This is a genomic window from Vibrio hepatarius, from assembly GCF_011806575.1.
Lineage (GTDB): Bacteria > Pseudomonadota > Gammaproteobacteria > Enterobacterales > Vibrionaceae > Vibrio > Vibrio hepatarius_A.
In genome coordinates this window covers 77821-95710 of record NZ_JAATOO010000018.1, presented here as the reverse complement: position 1 = coordinate 95710, position 17890 = coordinate 77821, and the positions used below count along the sequence as shown (strand labels likewise).

21 protein-coding genes are annotated in these 17890 nt (G+C 46.0%); 13 read left to right on the top strand and 8 right to left on the bottom strand.

Features of this window, described 5'->3' with window-relative positions:
* From HCZ42_RS14945 to HCZ42_RS14935, 3 genes are all read right to left on the bottom strand, one after another.
* The coding region (locus HCZ42_RS14945) for a DJ-1/PfpI family protein (protein ID WP_175579519.1) at positions 1 to 209 on the bottom strand (209 nt) is incomplete at its 3' end.
* Positions 206 to 1096: a 2-dehydropantoate 2-reductase gene (gene panE, locus HCZ42_RS14940; protein WP_167421446.1), complete on the bottom strand. Its 891-nt coding sequence runs from the start codon at positions 1094 to 1096 to the stop codon at positions 206 to 208. The genes panE and HCZ42_RS14945, both read right to left, overlap by 4 nt.
* A gap of 109 nt (positions 1097 to 1205) precedes the next feature.
* The gene (locus HCZ42_RS14935) at positions 1206 to 1985 is read right to left on the bottom strand and encodes an outer membrane protein OmpK (RefSeq protein ID WP_167421445.1); all 780 of its coding nucleotides are present in this window, start codon (positions 1983 to 1985) and stop codon (positions 1206 to 1208) included.
* A gap of 342 nt (positions 1986 to 2327) precedes the next feature.
* Between HCZ42_RS14935 and HCZ42_RS14930 the strand changes: the two genes are divergently transcribed.
* From HCZ42_RS14930 to HCZ42_RS14920, 3 genes are read left to right on the top strand one after another with little or no spacing between them, the layout of a single operon-like run.
* Entirely contained in the window at positions 2328 to 2927 is a 600-nt protein-coding gene (locus HCZ42_RS14930) for an LON peptidase substrate-binding domain-containing protein (RefSeq protein ID WP_167421444.1), read from the top strand.
* 36 nt (positions 2928 to 2963) lie between these two features.
* Positions 2964 to 3548 (top strand): RNA polymerase sigma factor, encoded by a 585-nt coding sequence (locus tag HCZ42_RS14925; protein WP_167421443.1) that lies wholly within the window; start codon positions 2964 to 2966, stop codon positions 3546 to 3548.
* A complete protein-coding gene (locus HCZ42_RS14920) occupies positions 3545 to 4219 on the top strand; it encodes a ChrR family anti-sigma-E factor (protein ID WP_167421442.1) in 675 nt (224 codons plus the stop codon). The genes HCZ42_RS14925 and HCZ42_RS14920 overlap by 4 nt, the downstream gene beginning before the upstream one ends.
* 79 nt (positions 4220 to 4298) lie before the next feature.
* Here HCZ42_RS14920 and HCZ42_RS14915 read toward each other — a convergent pair whose 3' ends face one another.
* From HCZ42_RS14915 to HCZ42_RS14900, 4 genes are all read right to left on the bottom strand, one after another.
* Complete coding sequence (locus HCZ42_RS14915) at positions 4299 to 5687, bottom strand: AmpG family muropeptide MFS transporter (RefSeq protein ID WP_167421441.1); 1389 nt, start codon at positions 5685 to 5687, stop codon at positions 4299 to 4301.
* Between the two features lie 69 nt (positions 5688 to 5756).
* A complete protein-coding gene (locus HCZ42_RS14910; protein ID WP_167421440.1) occupies positions 5757 to 6302 on the bottom strand; it encodes a peptidylprolyl isomerase in 546 nt (181 codons plus the stop codon).
* Positions 6302 to 6871: a YajG family lipoprotein gene (locus HCZ42_RS14905; RefSeq protein ID WP_167421439.1), complete on the bottom strand. Its 570-nt coding sequence runs from the start codon at positions 6869 to 6871 to the stop codon at positions 6302 to 6304. Before HCZ42_RS14905 ends, HCZ42_RS14910 begins: the two co-directional genes overlap by 1 nt.
* Positions 6872 to 6923: 52 nt before the next feature.
* The gene (locus HCZ42_RS14900) at positions 6924 to 8054 is read right to left on the bottom strand and encodes a methyltransferase (protein ID WP_167421438.1); all 1131 of its coding nucleotides are present in this window, start codon (positions 8052 to 8054) and stop codon (positions 6924 to 6926) included.
* 151 nt (positions 8055 to 8205) lie between these two features.
* On the opposite strand from HCZ42_RS14900, the gene bolA reads away from it, so the two are divergent.
* The 10 genes from bolA to HCZ42_RS14850 all read left to right on the top strand — a co-directional run bounded on the left by bolA (position 8206) and on the right by HCZ42_RS14850 (position 16588).
* Positions 8206 to 8514 (top strand): transcriptional regulator BolA, encoded by a 309-nt coding sequence (gene bolA / locus HCZ42_RS14895; RefSeq protein WP_167421437.1) that lies wholly within the window; start codon positions 8206 to 8208, stop codon positions 8512 to 8514.
* 432 nt (positions 8515 to 8946) lie between these two features.
* Positions 8947 to 10287: a Na(+)-translocating NADH-quinone reductase subunit A gene (locus tag HCZ42_RS14890; RefSeq protein WP_167421436.1), complete on the top strand. Its 1341-nt coding sequence runs from the start codon at positions 8947 to 8949 to the stop codon at positions 10285 to 10287.
* A gap of 5 nt (positions 10288 to 10292) precedes the next feature.
* Complete coding sequence (locus HCZ42_RS14885; protein WP_053408928.1) at positions 10293 to 11537, top strand: NADH:ubiquinone reductase (Na(+)-transporting) subunit B; 1245 nt, start codon at positions 10293 to 10295, stop codon at positions 11535 to 11537.
* The gene (locus HCZ42_RS14880; protein ID WP_167421435.1) at positions 11527 to 12297 is read left to right on the top strand and encodes a Na(+)-translocating NADH-quinone reductase subunit C; all 771 of its coding nucleotides are present in this window, start codon (positions 11527 to 11529) and stop codon (positions 12295 to 12297) included. The genes HCZ42_RS14885 and HCZ42_RS14880 overlap by 11 nt, the downstream gene beginning before the upstream one ends.
* Positions 12297 to 12929 carry an NADH:ubiquinone reductase (Na(+)-transporting) subunit D gene (locus HCZ42_RS14875; RefSeq protein ID WP_053408926.1) on the top strand — a complete coding sequence of 211 codons (633 nt, stop codon included), beginning with the start codon at positions 12297 to 12299 and terminating at the stop codon, positions 12927 to 12929. The genes HCZ42_RS14880 and HCZ42_RS14875 overlap by 1 nt, the downstream gene beginning before the upstream one ends.
* 7 nt (positions 12930 to 12936) lie before the next feature.
* Positions 12937 to 13533: an NADH:ubiquinone reductase (Na(+)-transporting) subunit E gene (nqrE, locus tag HCZ42_RS14870; protein ID WP_014232790.1), complete on the top strand. Its 597-nt coding sequence runs from the start codon at positions 12937 to 12939 to the stop codon at positions 13531 to 13533.
* A gap of 33 nt (positions 13534 to 13566) precedes the next feature.
* Positions 13567 to 14790, top strand: a complete 1224-nt coding sequence (gene nqrF, locus HCZ42_RS14865) for an NADH:ubiquinone reductase (Na(+)-transporting) subunit F (RefSeq protein ID WP_167421434.1) — start codon at positions 13567 to 13569, stop codon at positions 14788 to 14790.
* A 143-nt stretch (positions 14791 to 14933) separates the two neighbouring features.
* A complete protein-coding gene (locus tag HCZ42_RS14860) occupies positions 14934 to 15938 on the top strand; it encodes an FAD:protein FMN transferase (protein ID WP_167421433.1) in 1005 nt (334 codons plus the stop codon).
* A 22-nt stretch (positions 15939 to 15960) separates the two neighbouring features.
* A complete protein-coding gene (gene nqrM / locus HCZ42_RS14855; protein ID WP_014232787.1) occupies positions 15961 to 16194 on the top strand; it encodes a (Na+)-NQR maturation NqrM in 234 nt (77 codons plus the stop codon).
* 160 nt (positions 16195 to 16354) lie between these two features.
* The gene (locus tag HCZ42_RS14850) at positions 16355 to 16588 is read left to right on the top strand and encodes a DUF2789 domain-containing protein (protein ID WP_167421432.1); all 234 of its coding nucleotides are present in this window, start codon (positions 16355 to 16357) and stop codon (positions 16586 to 16588) included.
* Between the two features lie 38 nt (positions 16589 to 16626).
* On the opposite strand, the gene HCZ42_RS14845 is transcribed toward HCZ42_RS14850, so the two are convergent.
* Positions 16627 to 17715, bottom strand: a complete 1089-nt coding sequence (locus HCZ42_RS14845) for a hypothetical protein (protein WP_167421431.1) — start codon at positions 17713 to 17715, stop codon at positions 16627 to 16629.
* Positions 17716 to 17890: the final 175 nt, after the last annotated feature.

Here is a 17890-nt window from a genome sequence, read left to right as displayed (position 1 = left end):
ACCGCGTCAAACTCGTCGTCGGCGATCTCGACCAGTTTACAGTCGGCGGTTAACGTTACACCGCGCGAGGCTTTCATCACCAGATTACCGTCAAAGTCAGCACTGGCTACAACGGTTTCGTAACCTGCGCGAACCATCATGTCGATGATAGTTATCGCTTCCATCTCTTCGGTGCCTGGAGCGATAGGGACGAGGACTTTTTTGCTCATGATGATTTCCAGCTTTGTTCTATGAGTTTAATTTGTTCAAACAGTGCGGTGTTGTAAGGCACAGCAATGTGATGTGTTTGGGCGCATTTTAATAAGTAGCCAGTGATAAAGTCTATCTCGCTTGGGCGTTGATGGACAATATCTTGCTGCATAGAAGAGTGGTTTTTCGCCGTGGCGTGAATCACGTTAAATACCGTTTCTTCTAGTTTAACCGCATCGGTGACGATGCCCTCAGCGTTCATCACTTGTGCCACTTCTTCAACCACGCCAACCAGCGTTGAGCGATAGCTATCTGCGGCCAACTCACCATTAGTGATCTGGTGGATCGCCGTCAGCGGGTTGATCGCACAGTTGATCGCGAGCTTTGACCACAATGCTTGTTCGATGTGGTTATGCCATTGCGCTGCACTCAGTGCGTGGTCAAAAACCTCGGCTAGAAACTGACACTGTTTGCCTTTCTCATTGTGGCCGCCGAGTTGCGTGACACCTACACCAGTATGCTGCACTTTGTTTGGTTCTGGTCGATACGCTCCGTGAGTGGTGGTAGCTAGAACCAGTGGGTTGTTGGGAAGCAGTTCGGCAACGATGTCTGCGGTGCCCATACCATTGTGCATCAGTATTACGATGCAGTCAGGGTCGATCTGCTCAAGTAGTGGCTGTATTGCTGTTTCGACTTGAGGTGCTTTTAGTGTGACCAACAACAGATCAGCATTTTGTAGCTTGGCAGTGTCATTATTAGCGAATCTGACCAATGGTGACGTACCAAGTTGGAGAGTCGATTGATGTTGGTTGTGCCGCGACCAAAGTGATACCGAATGACCAGCGCTGTGTAATGATAGTGCCCAGAGAGAGCCAATTGCTCCGGGGCCTAGAACCACAATGTTCATGCGTTAACGAAGAGAAAAGGATTTACCCAAAGGATAAGGTTATCGAGAGAGAAAGCAAATAAAAATGGCACCCGAAGGTGCCATTGGATGTTCTGAGCAACGTCTAAAATTAGAAGTTGTACTGTAGGCGGTAGATTACTAGATCTTGGTAATCTTTACGCGCTAGTTTGTTTACTGTGTAGCGGTATAGTACGCCAGCAGACCAATCTTGGTGGAAGTTCCAAAGTAGGTTCAAGCTACCGTTTAGACCCCAGCTTTCTGAACCGTCGCCGCTTGCGAAGTCAGTGCTTTGTGCGTCAGCGTAGTCGTCGTTACGCGCGAATTCTAGTTCGTTCCAAGTTGCGAACGTGAAGTTCTGACCCGCTAGGTCGAAGTTGTAGTAACCCACGTAACCGAACATACCACCGTTGTTACCGCTGTTGCCGTTGGTGTTTAGTTGGTGTACACCGATAAATGGTGTCCAAGCCCAACCATCACCTTTAAGGCCTGTGTAGCCTAAACCTAGAACACGGTTTTGCTCATGGAACGATGATTTATCAGCGTCTGTGTTGTACACCTGAGCGTATAGAGACACACCAGATTCAGTTAGGTTGTAGTGGATAGTACCTTTCGTTGATGCACCGCGGTCATCACCAGCGCGGTCTACACCTTCGTAGTCGTAGAAGCCGTAGATTTGACCCCAGTCAAACGCTGCACCACCTTCGATACCAATTACAAGTTGGTTACGATCGTCGATCTCGCCGCCAAAGTTGTCATCGTCGTTACCGAAACCGTGATCCCAAACTTGGTAATCTGTATACATGCTGCCGAAGCCGTATAGGTATTCTGCTTGTGCTGGTACTGCTGAAACTGCTGCCACAACACCAAGAGCTAAAAGTGATTTACGCATACTGGTACTCTCTATGTTTGTTCAATATTAAATTAGATGCTTATAGCCAATACTGCACAATCTATGCTGTGCTCTGATGGTGCGAATGATAGCGATAAAAATCTCAATTTGAAGTGATGCAGAGTGAAAAAATACATAAAACTAGTGATGTAGATCTCGTTAACAAACAAAAAAAATGAACCAATTCAAATTTTCATGAGTTTGCATAAAAAATGTTTCAGGTAACGATTACGCAAACGTTCAACTAAAATTTGAAGTACATCACGTGTTCAAAAGAGGGGAGTGTGATCTATCCGATGAATATGACGTAAATGTTAGTAAGTTGTATTTTGGAGAGTTGGGATGAACGAATTGATGCTATTTCCTCTAAGTTCAGTCGTGTTGCCTGAAGGGAAAATGCGCCTAAGAATTTTTGAGGCGAGATATAAGCGTTTAGTATCTGAAGCAATGAAAGCAGACGGTACATTTGGCATCTGCTTGTTTGAGCCGCAGGCTTCTCTAGCACGAAGTGAATTATCTCATCTTGGCACGCTGGTAAAGATTGTTGATTTTGAGCAGCTCGAAGACGGACTACTCGGCATTACAGTCGCAGGTATTAATCGCTTTAAGATTGTCGGAGTGCGTGTGGAACATGATGGCCTGAGGTTTGCGAAAGTAAAACCTCTGCCTGAATGGGAAGTGACAGAGCTGGATTCGGTAAGCATGCCGCTTAGTTTGCACTTACAAACAATCTATCAGCAGTTTCCTCAGTTAAACGAGCTCTACCAACAGAAGTTTTTTGATGACGCTACTTGGGTAAGTCAGCGCTGGCTAGAGATTCTACCGCTTAGTAACAGTGAATTTGATGTATTGGCAGGGGGCAACAACTGCTTTGCAGCACTGGAGTTTCTCAATCAAAGACTCAATATTGATGCCGATAGTGATCCAGTCGCTAAACTATAACGTAATAAAGTGGAAACCAGTGCAAAGGACAATGTAATGGGCAGTCTGGACTCGCAGAATTATTCCCGAGAGGATTGGGCAGCGTGCATGGAAAAAGTCAAGCAACAAGACAAACATGCATTCGCGCTCGTTTTTCAACATTTCTCTCCTCGTTTGAAACAGTTTGTCTATCGACACGTTGGTAATGAACATGTGGCGATGGAAATGGTACAAGAAACGATGGCGACGGTGTGGCAAAAGAGCGCCTTGTTTGATGGCAGCAAAAGCTCGTTATCGACGTGGATATTTACTATTGCCAGAAACCTTTGTTTTGACATGCTGCGTAGACAAAAGGGTCGAGAGAAGCACATCCATTCGGAAGATATCTGGCCAAATGATTACTGTCCGCCGGATTTAATTGAGCATTATTCGCCCGAAACCGACATGCTCAAAGAGCAGGTAGTGAAATTTATCGATACCTTACCGGAGGCTCAACGTAAGGTAGTGCAAGCGGTGTACTTGGAAGAGCTTCCACACCAACAAGTCGCCGAAATGCTGAACATTCCCGTTGGGACGGTGAAATCGCGTTTACGACTTGCCGTGCAAAAACTGAGACATTCAATAGAGGCAGACCAGCTATGAGTTATCACCCAGAAGATTTGATGTTGAAATCCTATGTGGAAGGAGAACTGGATGCTGTTTCCGCGCTCACCATCGCGGTTCATATCGAAACCTGCCCAGAGTGCAAGCGCAAGGTAGCAGTGTTCGAACAAGAGTACGGTGAAGCGCTGTTTAGTCGTAACTCTGAGCACGTTGACCATGATGAAGACGCATTTGATGCGATGTTTGATTCTATCGTTTGTCTTGAGCAAAGCAGTGAACCGTTCAGGACGCCGAGAAAGCCAAAACAGATCGAAGTCAATGGCAAAACATTTATGTTGCCTGTGTCGCTCAGTCCGTTTGTTGACCATATCGGTGAATGGCACAACTACGGCGGCAAAGTGTTCAGTGCGCCAGTCGATATTGCCGACAACAGTCGTGTAAATTTGATGTACATTGCTGAGGACGTGCAGATCCCTCAGCACACACACAAAGGCTTAGAGTCAACGTTGGTGTTGCACGGTAGTTTTAGTGATGAGAATGGGCACTATCAGGTCGGAGACTTTGTGATTGAAGATGGCTCGGTCAAGCACAGCCCAACCACCAGTAAAGGGCAAGATTGCTTATGTCTTACCGTACTGACTGAGCCAATGCTGTTTACACAAGGTATTGCGCGCTTGTTTAATCGCTTCGGCAAAGGTATGTATCCGTAAGTAAAACGTATAACTCAATAACAATGTTAAGTTGACTGAATCGAAAAAGGCTTGGTGTTCACCAAGCCTTTTACTTTTTTTAGCTGTGCGCTTCGCGCTCTTTGCATTCTTGTGCGTCGCGTTGTCGGGCTTTATCGAGCATGGTGTTAAAGTAGTGACGTAACGAATAGAGCATCACCAAACTTGGAATCACCATCAGCGCGGTAAGAACGAAGAACAACGACCAGTCATTAAGGAAGTCCGCCAATTCACCGCTGAAAGAAGCCAATGTTGTACGACCAAAGTTCCCGAGCGAAGCGAGTAGGGCGTATTGAGTGGCAGAGAAAGCTTGCCCCGTCACTACTGTGAGGAAAGAGACAAAAGCGACAGTCGAGAAGGCTGAAGTGAAGTTATCCACCGCAAGTGTGGCTAAGAACAGATACTCGTTTGGTCCTACTTTCGCGATCCAGGCAAACATCAGGTTACTCGCTGCCATTGCGATACCACCAATCATCAGACCCCGTACGATGCCAAACCTCACGTTGACCATACTGCCGATCAAAGTGAAAAAGATCGTCAGTCCCCAGCCGATCAGTTTAGAGTAGTAGCCAATTTGTTCGTTGGAGAAGCCGACTTCTTTATAGAAAGTAATCGACATTCTGCCAAGGAAGGCTTCACCGATCTTGAACAGAAATACAAATAGTAGCAGCGTCAATGCAACGCGAAAGCCGTTGCGTTTGAAGAAATCGAGGAACGGTTCAACCACCGTCACCGTTAGCCATGACAGCGCGCGATTGCCAACAATCTGGTTATGGCGTTGTTCTGCTTCCGCTTGAAGCGAGTCGCGATGTGTTTTTGGCTCACCAACCAACAGCGTAAACAGCAACAATATACCGACAATCGCAGCCATTCCGTAGTAAACGCCGTTCCAGCCGATCGAGTCGGCATTGATAAACGCCAAATAACCCGGAACAGAATAACCCGTCCACCAACCAATAACCGCCATCGCTGAGGCTTGCGGCAATTTTGACGGCTCTGACTTAGGGAACGTATCGATACGGAAAGCGTCGATGGCGATATCTTGTGTGGAAGACGCAATTGCAATGCCCAATGCTAGCATTGAAGTCAGCATTAAGTTTTTCGCTGGATCGACACCAGCAATAAAGAGGGTGCAGACCAGAACGATCGACTGACAGAAGAAAACCCAACTGCGGCGTTGTCCAAGAATGGCGTGCAGTACTGGCAGTTTGACTCGGTCTACCAACGGTGCCCACAAAAAGTTGATCGCATAGACGGCAAAGACGCTACCAAAATAACCGATCGCAGCACGTGTTAGTCCGGCGTCTTTGAGCCAGCCTGACATGTTCGAACCGATAAGAACCCAAGGGAAGCCGCTAGAGCAGCCAAGCATAAAGACCCACAACAGGCGTTTGTCCATGTAACTGCGAATGGTTTCTCGCCAAGACATAGACGGGGAGTCAAAAGACATATGCATTTCCTTGTTAGAGTGTTCGGTCAGCAAAAAGGCTCTAGCTGAACCAACTAGAGCCTATACCTGTTAAGGTTGAAGTGTAACTTTAGTAATAATAATTGGTGTCACAGGGACGTCAGCGTAGCGACCGACGTTTTGCGTCGGTTTTGTCGCCATCGCTTGGACAACCTCATAGCCTTGTGTCACCTGACCAAATACCGCATAACCCGGTGGGCGCTGATCGTAGTCTAGGAAGTTATTGTCAGTTAAGTTGATAAAGAACTGACGAGTTGCCGAATTCGGGTTGCTTGTTCTTGCCATCGCAATCGACGCGGTTTGGTTTTTCAAACCGTTTGACGCTTCGTTCTTGATTGGTGAGTAAGTGGCTTTCATTTGCATGTTTTCATCAAAACCGCCACCCTGAGCCATAAAGCCCGGGATCACGCGATGAAAAATAGTCCCAACATAGCTACCGTCTTCAACATATTTAAGGAAATTCGCCACCGTTACCGGCGCTTTTTCTTGGTTTAGCTCGACAGTGAACGCACCTAAGTTGGTTTCAAACTCAACTTTTGGCCCGGCAAAGGCTAGGCTGCTGACTAGTGCTAAACAAGCGGTTGCAAGTTTCAACATTAGAATCGCTCCTGCATGTACTCTTTCAGTTCAGTATCGTTAGCGATCTCTTTTAGTACCAAGCCGACAACATCGTTCAGTACCATTTCAATATCTTGGTTTGACGCGCTCATCGCGCCCGTACGCTTTGCTGTGCCTGTGTAAGTTTTCACTAACTTGCCTTGCGCGTTTTCAGCGGTGACTTCAACGACAACTTTACCGTCCATTTCGTTTTCCATCACGCTGTGCTTGACTGATACCAATACTTCTTGGATTTCAAGCTCAACCGTATTTTCGCTATTGACTGTGTTGCGGAAACCTTGTGACTGCAATTGTTCCAGCAGCGCGTTTTCTAATGAGATGCGGACATTTTGCTTCGAGTGGATAGGCTCAATGTTTGAGCGGCCACTGTCGACTAATGCAACGTACTGCGCTGAGCGAATGTCTTTACTCACGATGTTGAAAGTCGCATCGCTGGTAATCTCGCTGCTGCTCAATACTGCTTTTGGCATAAAGTTGATTTGCTGTTGCTGTGGAGCTGCACATGCGGTCAGAAGTGCCATCGAAGCCGCTAGGACCAGTTTTCTCATTGTTTAATTCCCTTGTTCGTCACTCTGAAAGTAGTAGAGGCATAGTCGTAAACTATTTAGTCGCCTGTAAAATAACAAATTTATTGTTGGAAGTAACAAGCTTGACGCTCTGCTTACCAAATAATCGCGTTAACTTTACATCGTATCCGAGGTGGCGGTTACCGATAACCATTAATTGTCCGCCAGTGCGAAGAACATGCTTTGCATCACAGAACATTTGCCACGCGATATGGTCGGTAATGGCTTGTTGCTGGTGGAATGGAGGATTACACACCACTAGGTCGGCGCAGTTTGCTTCGAAACCATCTAGGCAGTTGTTGGCCACGCAATCAATCTTGCGCTCTGAGCCTAAATTATCTAATAGGTTTTGCTTGGCCGATTCTACCGCCATGAAACTCTCATCAACACAAGTCAACTTAGCTTGTGGATTCTGCAAGCCAAGCTTGACCGACAACACGCCGTTGCCACAACCCAAGTCGATAATGTGCTTGTCGCCTAGCTCGCTCGGAAGATGCTCAAGCATCAGGCGCGCGCCCAAATCGAGTTTCTCTCCTGAATAGACGTTCGGCAAGTTCTTGAGCGAGAAGTCATGGCCGTCTACATTCCAACCAGTGAATGCTTCAACCATCGGTGCATGCTGGCTGTTGGCGTGGGCAAACACTAAGCGGTGCTTTTTCCAAGCCAGTGATGTGGTGGTTTCGCCGAGGTGTTTTTCAAACAACTTGAGGGTCGAAGAGTGGATCTCTTTGGCTTTGTTGACCGCAATCACCTTTACCGAAGGTTTGAGCGACTGGCGAAGTTGGTCAAGTTGCCAGATAAGATGGCGATTCGCTTTTGGAATCTGAACCAAGACTAAATCGACATCACTAGGGATTGCATCCATGGTGCTGGAGAAAGTGATTTTGTTGCACTGATTGCGCTGCAGGTTAGAGAGCGTACCTTTATGGGCAATAAACGAATCACTCATCATTGTTACGCGGTGCTTTTCCGCGAACCAGCAGCTTAATGCGCCAAAGTTGTCGTTAAGAATCAAAATATGTTGGTTGTCGGGCAGTTGTTGCTCTTCGACATAATTGATCAGGTACTCGTCACCGGCGTCCCATGCTTGGAGAGTTTCGTTGTTCTTTTTTGGGTAGCGGTAGAGTGAAAGGGTGCGATCGTGCAGCGTAAGCTCAGTTTTCATATTTGCAACGTTAGCAATTTAAGACTGCACAAATTGTCGCAGATGCTAGGCAAAGTGAAAACTAAAAACTAAAACCTAAAACCTTTTGCTTTGCGTACAAGACGATTATCATTGGTTCTTAATGCTGTTAATAATTATATGGTGACACACGATGTTGCAAGAAGTGATTGAAACCAAGCTACATGAAGCGTTTGAGCCCGAGTATTTGAAAGTCGTAAACGAGAGCTACATGCACAATGTGCCACCTGGTTCTGAAAGCCATTTTAAAGTGATTGTCGTCAGCGACAAATTTGATGGTTTGAGACTGATCGCTCGTCACCGCGAAGTCAACAAAGTCTTGGCGGATGAGCTGGCAAACCATATCCACGCGCTCTCAATGCACACGTATACGCAAGCGGAATGGAAAGCGCAAAATGAGAGCGCGCCAGACAGCCCAATGTGCATGGGCGGCTCAAAATAGATAATGAAAGGAGGGGGTATATATCGCCTCCTTTTTATTTGACGATATCGATTGCATTAACAATGTGGAAACAAATTAATCAGGTAATTCGATTTGATTCAAAATGTTTAAGGATGTGAATGCTGGAGAGTTTTTTCTTGGGCCACTGAACAGCGTTTGTGCGGTGGTTCAAAGTTATGACTATTCCTTAACCTTTTAAACTCAAATCCTCTGAAATATCCACACTATTCTTTTCATTGGTCATGGCATCCCCTTCCCAAAAGATGCTAGACTATCGCACCTGATAAATCTCGGACTTTTTCTGTTGCGAGGTTTTTAATAGGATGTTGCGATTTTGGTGTTTTAAACGACACCGAAACCGGACACTAGTGTCGTGTCTAAAAGTTACGCAATCAAAGAATCTTTTTCCCGATAAAAGTAGTGCAAGTGCGTATGATTACAATAAAGAAGGGTCTGGACCTTCCTATCGCAGGAACTCCTACCCAGGTGATTAATGATGGTAAGACCATCAAGAAAGTCGCCTTGCTTGGCGAAGAGTACGTTGGCATGCGTCCTACTATGCATGTTCGCGTAGGCGATGAAGTGAAAAAAGCGCAAGTTCTTTTTGAAGACAAGAAGAACCCAGGCGTGAAATTTACTTCACCAGCAAGTGGTAAAGTGATCGAGATTAACCGTGGTGCTAAACGTGTCCTTCAATCTGTAGTGATTGAAGTGGCAGGTGAAGAACAGGTTACTTTTGATAAGTTCGAAGCCAACCAACTAGCAAGTCTTGACCGTGAAGCGGTGAAAACTCAGCTTGTTGATTCTGGTCTATGGACTGCTTTACGTACTCGTCCGTTCAGCAAGGTTCCAGCAATTGAGTCTTCAACTAAGGCAATCTTTGTTACTGCTATGGATACTAATCCATTGGCGGCACAGCCTGAGTTGATCATCAATGAACAACAAGAAGCATTCGTTGCTGGTTTAGATGTGCTTTCAACTCTGACTGATGGCAAGGTTTACGTATGTAAATCAGGCACCAGTCTTCCTCGTTCTTCACAGTCAAATGTAGAAGAGCATGTTTTTGATGGCCCTCACCCAGCAGGTCTTGCTGGCACCCACATGCATTTCCTATACCCGGTAAATGCAGACAACGTGGCGTGGAGCATCAACTACCAGGACGTTATTGCGTTCGGTAAGTTGTTCCTAACTGGTGAACTTTACACTGATCGTGTTATCTCTCTGGCTGGCCCAGTAGTAAATAACCCTCGTTTAATCCGTACGACTGTAGGTGCTAGCCTAGAAGACGTAACCGATAACGAGTTAATGCCAGGTGAAGTTCGTGTGATTTCTGGTTCTGTACTATCTGGTACTAAAGCAACTGGTCCTCACGCATACCTAGGTCGTTACCACGTACAGGTTTCTGTATTGCGCGAAGGCTATGAGAAAGAGTTGTTCGGTTGGGCGATGCCTGGTAAGAACAAGTTCTCTGTAACTCGCTCATTCCTTGGTCATATCTTCAAAGGTCAGTTGTTCAACATGACAACGACGACCAACGGTAGTGACCGTTCGATGGTTCCAATCGGCAACTACGAACGTGTATTGCCATTAGATATGGAACCTACTCTGCTACTTCGCGATCTATGTGCTGGCGATACCGATAGTGCAGCAGCACTTGGTGCGCTAGAGCTAGACGAAGAAGACGTAGCATTGTGTACCTTTGTTTGTCCTGGTAAGTACGAGTACGGTCAACTACTTCGTGAATGCCTAGATAAGATCGAGAAGGAAGGGTAATTTTCATGTCTCTTAAAAAGTTTATTGAAGACATCGAGCATCACTTTGAGCCTGGCGGTAAACACGAGAAGTGGTTTGCCCTTTATGAAGCAGCTGCGACGCTGTTTTATACTCCGGGTCTTGTAACAAAGAGAAGCTCGCACGTTCGTGATAGCGTTGACTTAAAACGTATCATGATCATGGTTTGGTTCGCGGTATTCCCAGCAATGTTTTGGGGTATGTACAACGCGGGTGGCCAAGCTATCGCAGCACTGACTCACATGCACGCTGGTGACCAACTAGCGGCAGTAGTTGCAGGCAACTGGCATTACTGGCTAACCGAAATGCTAGGTGGCACGATCGCCGCAGATGCAGGGGTTGGCAGTAAGATGCTACTCGGTGCGACTTACTTCCTACCAATCTACGCAACAGTCTTTATTGTTGGTGGTTTCTGGGAAGTGCTGTTCTGTATGGTGCGTAAGCACGAAGTTAACGAAGGCTTCTTTGTAACTTCTATCTTGTTCGCGCTTATCGTTCCACCAACTCTTCCTCTATGGCAAGCAGCGCTAGGTATTACCTTCGGTGTGGTTGTAGCGAAAGAAATCTTCGGTGGTACAGGTCGTAACTTCCTAAACCCAGCACTAGCAGGTCGTGCATTCCTATTCTTCGCTTACCCAGCACAAATCTCGGGTGACGTAGTGTGGACAGCAGCTGACGGTTTCTCTGGTGCGACGGCTCTTAGCCAATGGGCTCAAGGTGGTAACGGTGCTCTAGTTAACACTGTAACTGGCGCTCCTATCACTTGGATGGACGCTTTCATCGGTAACATCCCTGGCTCAATTGGTGAAGTTTCGACTCTAGCACTGATGATCGGTGCAGCGATGATCGTTTACATGCGAATCGCTTCATGGCGCATCATTGCAGGTGTAATGATCGGTATGATTGCGACAGCGACGCTGTTCAACGTGATCGGTTCTGAGACGAACCAAATGTTCAACATGCCATGGCACTGGCACTTAGTTCTAGGTGGTTTTGCATTCGGTATGTTCTTTATGGCGACAGACCCTGTATCTGCTTCATTTACCAACAAAGGTAAGTGGTGGTACGGTGCTCTAATCGGTGTAATGTGTGTTCTAATCCGTGTAGTTAACCCAGCGTACCCAGAAGGTATGATGCTGGCGATTCTATTCGCGAACCTGTTTGCACCTCTGTTCGACCACTTAGTTATTGAGAAGAACATCAAGCGGAGACAAGCACGCTATGGCAAGTAATAACGACAGCATTAAAAAGACGCTGGGTGTTGTTGTCGGGTTGAGCCTTGTTTGTTCAATCATCGTTTCAACAGCAGCAGTAGGTCTACGCGATAAGCAAAAAGCTAACGCTGTACTAGATAAGCAATCTAAGATCGTTGAAGTTGCGGGCATTGATGCGACAGGTAAAAAAGTGCCTGAGCTATTTGCACAATACATCGAACCACGTCTAGTTGACTTTAACACTGGTGACTTTGTAGAAGGCGACGCTGCGACTTACGACCAACGTAAAGCGGCGAAAGACCCTGCTGAGTCAATCAAGCTATCTGCTGATGAAGACAAGGCTAAGATCCTTCGTCGTGCTAACACGGGTGTTGTATACCTAGTGAAAGATGGCGACGCAGTATCTAAAGTTATCCTACCGGTTCACGGTAACGGTCTTTGGTCTATGATGTACGCTTTCGTTGCCGTTGAAACTGACGGTAACACAGTGTCTGGTATCACTTACTACGAGCAGGGTGAAACTCCTGGACTTGGTGGTGAAGTTGAGAACCCAAGCTGGCGTGCACAATTCGTAGGCAAGAAACTGTTTGATGAAAACCACAAGCCAGCTATCAAGGTAGTGAAAGGTGGTGCACCAGCAGGTTCTGAGCACGGTGTTGACGGCCTGTCAGGTGCGACACTAACTAGTAACGGTGTTCAACACACATTTGACTTCTGGTTAGGCGATATGGGCTTTGGTCCATTCCTAGCAAAAGTTCGTGACGGAGGTCTGAACTAATGTCTAGCGCACAAAATATTAAAAAGAGCATTCTAGCGCCAGTATTGGATAACAACCCAATCGCGCTACAGGTTCTTGGTGTATGTTCTGCTCTTGCAGTAACAACTAAGCTAGAGACTGCGTTTGTTATGACGCTAGCGGTAACATTTGTAACTGCTCTGTCTAACTTCTCGGTATCTTTAATCCGTAACCACATTCCTAACAGCGTGCGTATCATCGTTCAGATGGCGATCATCGCTTCGCTAGTAATCGTGGTAGACCAAGTGCTAAAAGCTTACCTATACGATATCTCTAAACAGCTATCGGTATTCGTAGGTCTTATCATCACGAACTGTATCGTAATGGGTCGTGCTGAAGCATTCGCAATGAAATCTGCGCCAGTACCTTCTCTTATTGACGGTATCGGTAACGGTCTTGGTTACGGTTTCGTTCTTATCACTGTTGGTTTCTTCCGTGAGCTATTTGGCTCTGGCAAACTATTTGGTTTGGAAGTACTACCTCTAGTGAGCAATGGTGGTTGGTACCAGCCAAACGGCCTGATGCTGCTAGCACCATCTGCATTCTTCCTAATCGGCTTCCTGATCTGGGCAATCCGTATTCTGAAACCAGAACAAGTAGAAGCGAAGGAGTAAGGACGTCATGGAACATTACATTAGTCTGTTAGTTAAATCGATTTTCATCGAAAACATGGCTTTGTCTTTCTTCTTAGGTATGTGTACGTTTCTTGCGGTATCTAAGAAAGTTAAGACCTCTTTTGGTCTAGGTGTTGCGGTTGTAGTTGTACTTACTATCGCGGTTCCAGTAAACAACCTTGTTTACAACCTAGTACTAAGAGAAAACGCTTTAGTTGAAGGTGTCGATCTTAGCTTCCTAAACTTCATCACCTTTATCGGTGTAATCGCTGCACTTGTACAGATCCTAGAGATGGTTCTAGACCGTTTCTTCCCGCCTCTGTACAACGCGCTAGGCATCTTCCTACCGCTGATCACAGTAAACTGTGCGATCTTCGGTGGTGTATCTTTCATGGTACAACGTGACTACAACTTTGCTGAATCTGTTGTTTACGGCTTCGGTTCTGGTGTGGGCTGGATGCTAGCCATCGTTGCTCTTGCAGGTATCCGTGAGAAGATGAAGTACTCTGACGTACCTCCTGGTCTACGTGGTCTAGGTATCACGTTCATCACTGTAGGTCTAATGGCGTTAGGCTTTATGTCTTTCTCTGGTGTTCAACTGTAAGTCGGGTAAACCGCAACAATTAAGGAATAGTCAATGGACATTATTCTTGGTGTAGTGATGTTTACTCTGATCGTACTGGCTCTAGTACTAGTGATTCTTTTCGCTAAGTCTAAGCTTGTACCAACAGGTGACATTACAATTTCTGTGAACGACGACCCTAACTTGGCGATCGTTACACAACCAGGTGGCAAACTACTTGGCGCTCTTGCGGGTGCTGGTGTATTTGTTTCTTCTGCCTGTGGTGGCGGTGGCTCTTGTGGTCAGTGTCGCGTAAAAGTTAAATCTGGTGGTGGTGATATCCTACCTACCGAGCTTGACCATATTACTAAAGGTGAAGCGCGTGAAGGTGAGCGTCTAGCGTGTCAGGTTGCGATGAAAACCGACATGGACATCGAACTTCCAGAAGAAATCTTCGGCGTTAAGAAGTGGGAATGTACGGTTATCTCTAACGATAACAAAGCAACATTCATCAAAGAGCTTAAGCTACAAATTCCAGATGGCGAATCAGTACCTTTCCGTGCTGGTGGTTACATCCAGATTGAAGCACCTGCTCACCACGTGAAATACGCTGACTTCGATGTACCTGAAGAGTACCGAGAAGACTGGGACAAATTTAACTTGTTCCGCTACGAGTCTAAAGTAAACGAAGAGACAATCCGCGCTTACTCAATGGCTAACTACCCAGAAGAAGAAGGTATTATTATGCTAAACGTGCGTATCGCTACGCCGCCGCCTAATAATCCTGACGTACCACCTGGTATCATGTCTTCATACATTTGGTCTCTTAAAGCAGGCGACAAGTGTACGATTTCAGGTCCATTTGGTGAGTTCTTCGCGAAAGATACTGATGCTGAAATGGTATTCATTGGTGGTGGTGCAGGTATGGCACCGATGCGTTCGCACATCTTTGACCAACTTAAGCGTCTAAACTCTACGCGTAAGATGTCTTTCTGGTACGGTGCACGTTCTAAGCGTGAAATGTTCTACGTAGAAGATTTCGACGGCCTACAAGCAGAAAACGACAACTTCGTATGGCACTGTGCTCTATCTGATCCAATGCCAGAAGATAATTGGGATGGTTACACAGGTTTCATCCACAACGTACTGTACGAAAACTACCTGAAGGATCACGAAGCTCCTGAAGATTGTGAATACTACATGTGTGGTCCACCGATGATGAACGCAGCTGTTATCGGCATGCTGAAAGATCTTGGTGTAGAAGATGAAAACATCCTTCTAGATGACTTCGGTGGTTAATCCATCTAAGTGATTGAAATTTATGGCTGACTCTTACGGGTCAGCCATTGTTTTTTCTAAATATTAATTGATATAGAAAATAGGTTCATATCGACTCAACTTATTCTCTATATCCATTTCAATTTTCCATAGGAGTTAAACAAGTGAAAAAGTGGCTTGTTGCTTTCGCTTCTCTTTTAGTTCTTGCCGGTTGTGAACAGCCTGCGGAGCAAGTACATCTTACTGGCCCTACAATGGGGACGACTTACAACATTAAATACATCGTTGCGGAAGGTATTCCATCAGCGACTGAACTACAAAAAGAAGTCGACCGCTTACTTGAAGAAGTGAACGATCAAATGTCGACTTACCGCAAAGATTCAGAGCTAAGTCGTTTTAACCAATACACAGAGTCTGATGCGTTTGAAGTCTCTCCTCAAACTGCAACCGTAGTGAAAGAAGCGATTCGCCTCAACGGTCTTACTTTAGGCGCATTGGATGTGACTGTAGGACCTTTGGTTAACTTATGGGGTTTTGGTCCTGAAGCTCGTCCAGAAGTCGTGCCAAGCGATGAAGAGCTGGCCGAACGCCGTGCTAACACAGGTATCGAACACCTAGAAGTGGTAGGCAACACGCTGAAAAAGGACATTCCAAATCTATACGTAGACTTGTCGACTATCGCAAAAGGTTGGGGTGTTGACGTCGTTGCAGATTACATTCAATCTCAAGGCATCATGAACTACATGGTCGAAGTGGGTGGTGAGATGCGCGTGAAAGGCCTAAACCGTGAAGGCGTGCCTTGGCGTATCGCGATTGAAAAGCCGTCGGTTGACGAGCGTGCCATCCAAGAGATCATCGAACCGGGTGAAATGGCTGTGGCAACCTCTGGTGATTACCGCAACTACTTTGAGCGCGATGGCATTCGTTACTCACACATCATCAATCCTGAAACGGGGAAACCAATTAGCCACAAAGTGGTCTCAGTAACAGTATTGGATAAATCGTCGATGACGGCAGACGGTCTAGCGACTGGCCTGATGGTGATGGGTGAAGTAAAAGGGATGCAAGTAGCACAAGAGAATAATATCCCAGTGCTAATGATTGTGAAGACCGAAGATGGCTTTAAAGAGCTGGCATCTGATGCCTACAAGCCATACGTAAGCCAATAATTACATAAGTGAGCATGTCATTATGAGTACGTTTTTAATCACTTTCGCGGTATTTGTTGCCGTGATTGCCGCAATGTCGATCGGCTATATCATCCAGAAAAAAGTCGTAAAAGGTAGCTGTGGCGGACTAGGCGCAGTAGGTATCGAAAAAGTATGTAACTGCCCAGAACCGTGTGACGCGCGTAAAAAGCGTGAAGCTCGTGAAGCGGCGCGTGCAGAGAAGCTTGCGGCTTGGGAAAAAGACCGAATTGCTTAACAGCCGTGTCTGATAATGTAATCTCGTATAGCCCGGCTCAGTCCGGGTTATTTTTTGCCTGTTAAAACGTGGGCCGTAGGAAACGGAAATAGCAGACTTACATTGCAGCGAGCTGAGCTTAGCTATACTGATAGAAATCAAGCCTACACTCGGAGGGACTATGGAGTTGCATCAACACGGAATGGTTGAACTGTTTCAACAACTAGGACTAGGAAGTTCGGATAAAGAGATCAAGCAATTTGTTATGGAACACCGACAACGTCGAGATGCAGTACTGCTTCATGAAGCAAGCTTTTGGAACGATGCACAAGCGGCATTTCTTAAACAGGCGATAGAAGAAGACGCAGACTGGGCCGAGCTCGTTGACCAATTGGATGTGATGCTGAGAGATTAAAAAGCAAAGCGGCGCGATGACCGCTTTGCCATTATTGTCTACTGACGGTCAGATAAACGGTAGTTGGCTGGCACGTCAAACTTGCTATCACGTACGCCTTCTTCCGCGACCGAAGTTACTTCGTAAACGTAACGGATCAAGGCATCTTTTTGCCATTCGCGCATTTTCTCGTCAACTTTCTGGCTGAACAAACCACCAACGATGTCAGTGGCAGACTCGGTTAAACCGTCAACGCCGTTGCTGAAATCAAGTTGCGCGCTTGCTGCTTGCTGCTTCTCTTCCTGGCACGCTTGAGTTTGTTGGAAAAACTCCATCTTCAAGCTCAGTGGATAGCCCTTAATCGTCTCCAGTTTTTTGAACACGGCATTAGTAGATTTAGGATTGGTGTTTTCAATATCGCCGGAAAATGCGCTAATGGCTTTATAGCCATCTCGGCCTAAAATTCGTACTAATGGGTGGTTATCACCGACGGCATTGAGGTAATTGTCCGTTGCTTGTGAGTGAACTTTCCACGCTTGTTTGATATCGCTATTTGGTGTCGCAGTCCAAACGCTGAAGCGCAGCAAGTTTTGGTCAGTTTTTTGTTTTTTATCTTCAAACACTACATGCCAAGTGACCGAGTACTCGTCGGTCTGCATGCCTGAAATGGTGCGAGTTTTACCGGTTGGTTTTACCGAAAATTCATTCTTTTTCAGTGACACCGAACAGTTCATTTCCTCGTAAGATTGCGGATCTTCCGATTCAGACTCTTCTCCTTCGCCAAACTGTTCTGCAAAACTAAACGTACCGCAGCCTTCCAACGGACATTCACGATAGGTTTCTGACTCATGGTCGATTTCCCACACTAGGTTTCTGTCAAACCTGTAAATGTCGCTTTGGTTAAAGTTAGCAAGGCTACTCATAAAGCTCTCTGCCTCAAAATCTGATTGGATATGACGCATAGAAGGGCGGGTATACGAGATTTGATTGCCTTGACCATCAGGTAAATACAAGCCTTCCATCGAATACTTGGCTTTTACTACCGTGGTTGGGTTGATAGGCGTGGTGTCTTTGACAGGCGTACTACAGGCAGACAGTAGTGCAGCAGACGAAAGAACCACAAAAGAGTGTGAAAGGTTGAGTTTCATTATACGCATCCTATGAGCTGACGTTGTTGTTATTGAAATTTGTTGCGTATAATTTTTCATCAATTTATTGATTCGGCAAATGATTGTTGTGATAAATGTGAATGAATCTCAGATTTAATATTAACCGAAAAGTATTACTTTCCCGCTGATGGTTTAGAACGGTTTCCAGAAACGA

Excerpts from the sequence above, each read along its gene's own strand:
- panE (WP_167421446.1), bottom strand. The coding sequence starts at position 1,096 with ATGAACATTGTGGTTCTAGGCCCCGGAGCAATTGGCTCTCTCTGGGCA.
- HCZ42_RS14935 (WP_167421445.1), bottom strand. The coding sequence starts at position 1,985 with ATGCGTAAATCACTTTTAGCTCTTGGTGTTGTGGCAGCAGTTTCAGCA.
- HCZ42_RS14930 (WP_167421444.1), top strand. The coding sequence starts at position 2,328 with ATGAACGAATTGATGCTATTTCCTCTAAGTTCAGTCGTGTTGCCTGAA.
- HCZ42_RS14925 (WP_167421443.1), top strand. The coding sequence starts at position 2,964 with ATGGGCAGTCTGGACTCGCAGAATTATTCCCGAGAGGATTGGGCAGCG.
- HCZ42_RS14920 (WP_167421442.1), top strand. The coding sequence starts at position 3,545 with ATGAGTTATCACCCAGAAGATTTGATGTTGAAATCCTATGTGGAAGGA.
- HCZ42_RS14915 (WP_167421441.1), bottom strand. The coding sequence starts at position 5,687 with ATGTCTTTTGACTCCCCGTCTATGTCTTGGCGAGAAACCATTCGCAGT.
- HCZ42_RS14910 (WP_167421440.1), bottom strand. The coding sequence starts at position 6,302 with ATGTTGAAACTTGCAACCGCTTGTTTAGCACTAGTCAGCAGCCTAGCC.
- HCZ42_RS14905 (WP_167421439.1), bottom strand. The coding sequence starts at position 6,871 with ATGAGAAAACTGGTCCTAGCGGCTTCGATGGCACTTCTGACCGCATGT.
- HCZ42_RS14900 (WP_167421438.1), bottom strand. The coding sequence starts at position 8,054 with ATGAAAACTGAGCTTACGCTGCACGATCGCACCCTTTCACTCTACCGC.
- bolA (WP_167421437.1), top strand. The coding sequence starts at position 8,206 with ATGTTGCAAGAAGTGATTGAAACCAAGCTACATGAAGCGTTTGAGCCC.
- HCZ42_RS14890 (WP_167421436.1), top strand. The coding sequence starts at position 8,947 with ATGATTACAATAAAGAAGGGTCTGGACCTTCCTATCGCAGGAACTCCT.
- HCZ42_RS14885 (WP_053408928.1), top strand. The coding sequence starts at position 10,293 with ATGTCTCTTAAAAAGTTTATTGAAGACATCGAGCATCACTTTGAGCCT.
- HCZ42_RS14880 (WP_167421435.1), top strand. The coding sequence starts at position 11,527 with ATGGCAAGTAATAACGACAGCATTAAAAAGACGCTGGGTGTTGTTGTC.
- HCZ42_RS14875 (WP_053408926.1), top strand. The coding sequence starts at position 12,297 with ATGTCTAGCGCACAAAATATTAAAAAGAGCATTCTAGCGCCAGTATTG.
- nqrE (WP_014232790.1), top strand. The coding sequence starts at position 12,937 with ATGGAACATTACATTAGTCTGTTAGTTAAATCGATTTTCATCGAAAAC.
- nqrF (WP_167421434.1), top strand. The coding sequence starts at position 13,567 with ATGGACATTATTCTTGGTGTAGTGATGTTTACTCTGATCGTACTGGCT.
- nqrM (WP_014232787.1), top strand. The coding sequence starts at position 15,961 with ATGAGTACGTTTTTAATCACTTTCGCGGTATTTGTTGCCGTGATTGCC.
- HCZ42_RS14850 (WP_167421432.1), top strand. The coding sequence starts at position 16,355 with ATGGAGTTGCATCAACACGGAATGGTTGAACTGTTTCAACAACTAGGA.
- HCZ42_RS14845 (WP_167421431.1), bottom strand. The coding sequence starts at position 17,715 with ATGAAACTCAACCTTTCACACTCTTTTGTGGTTCTTTCGTCTGCTGCA.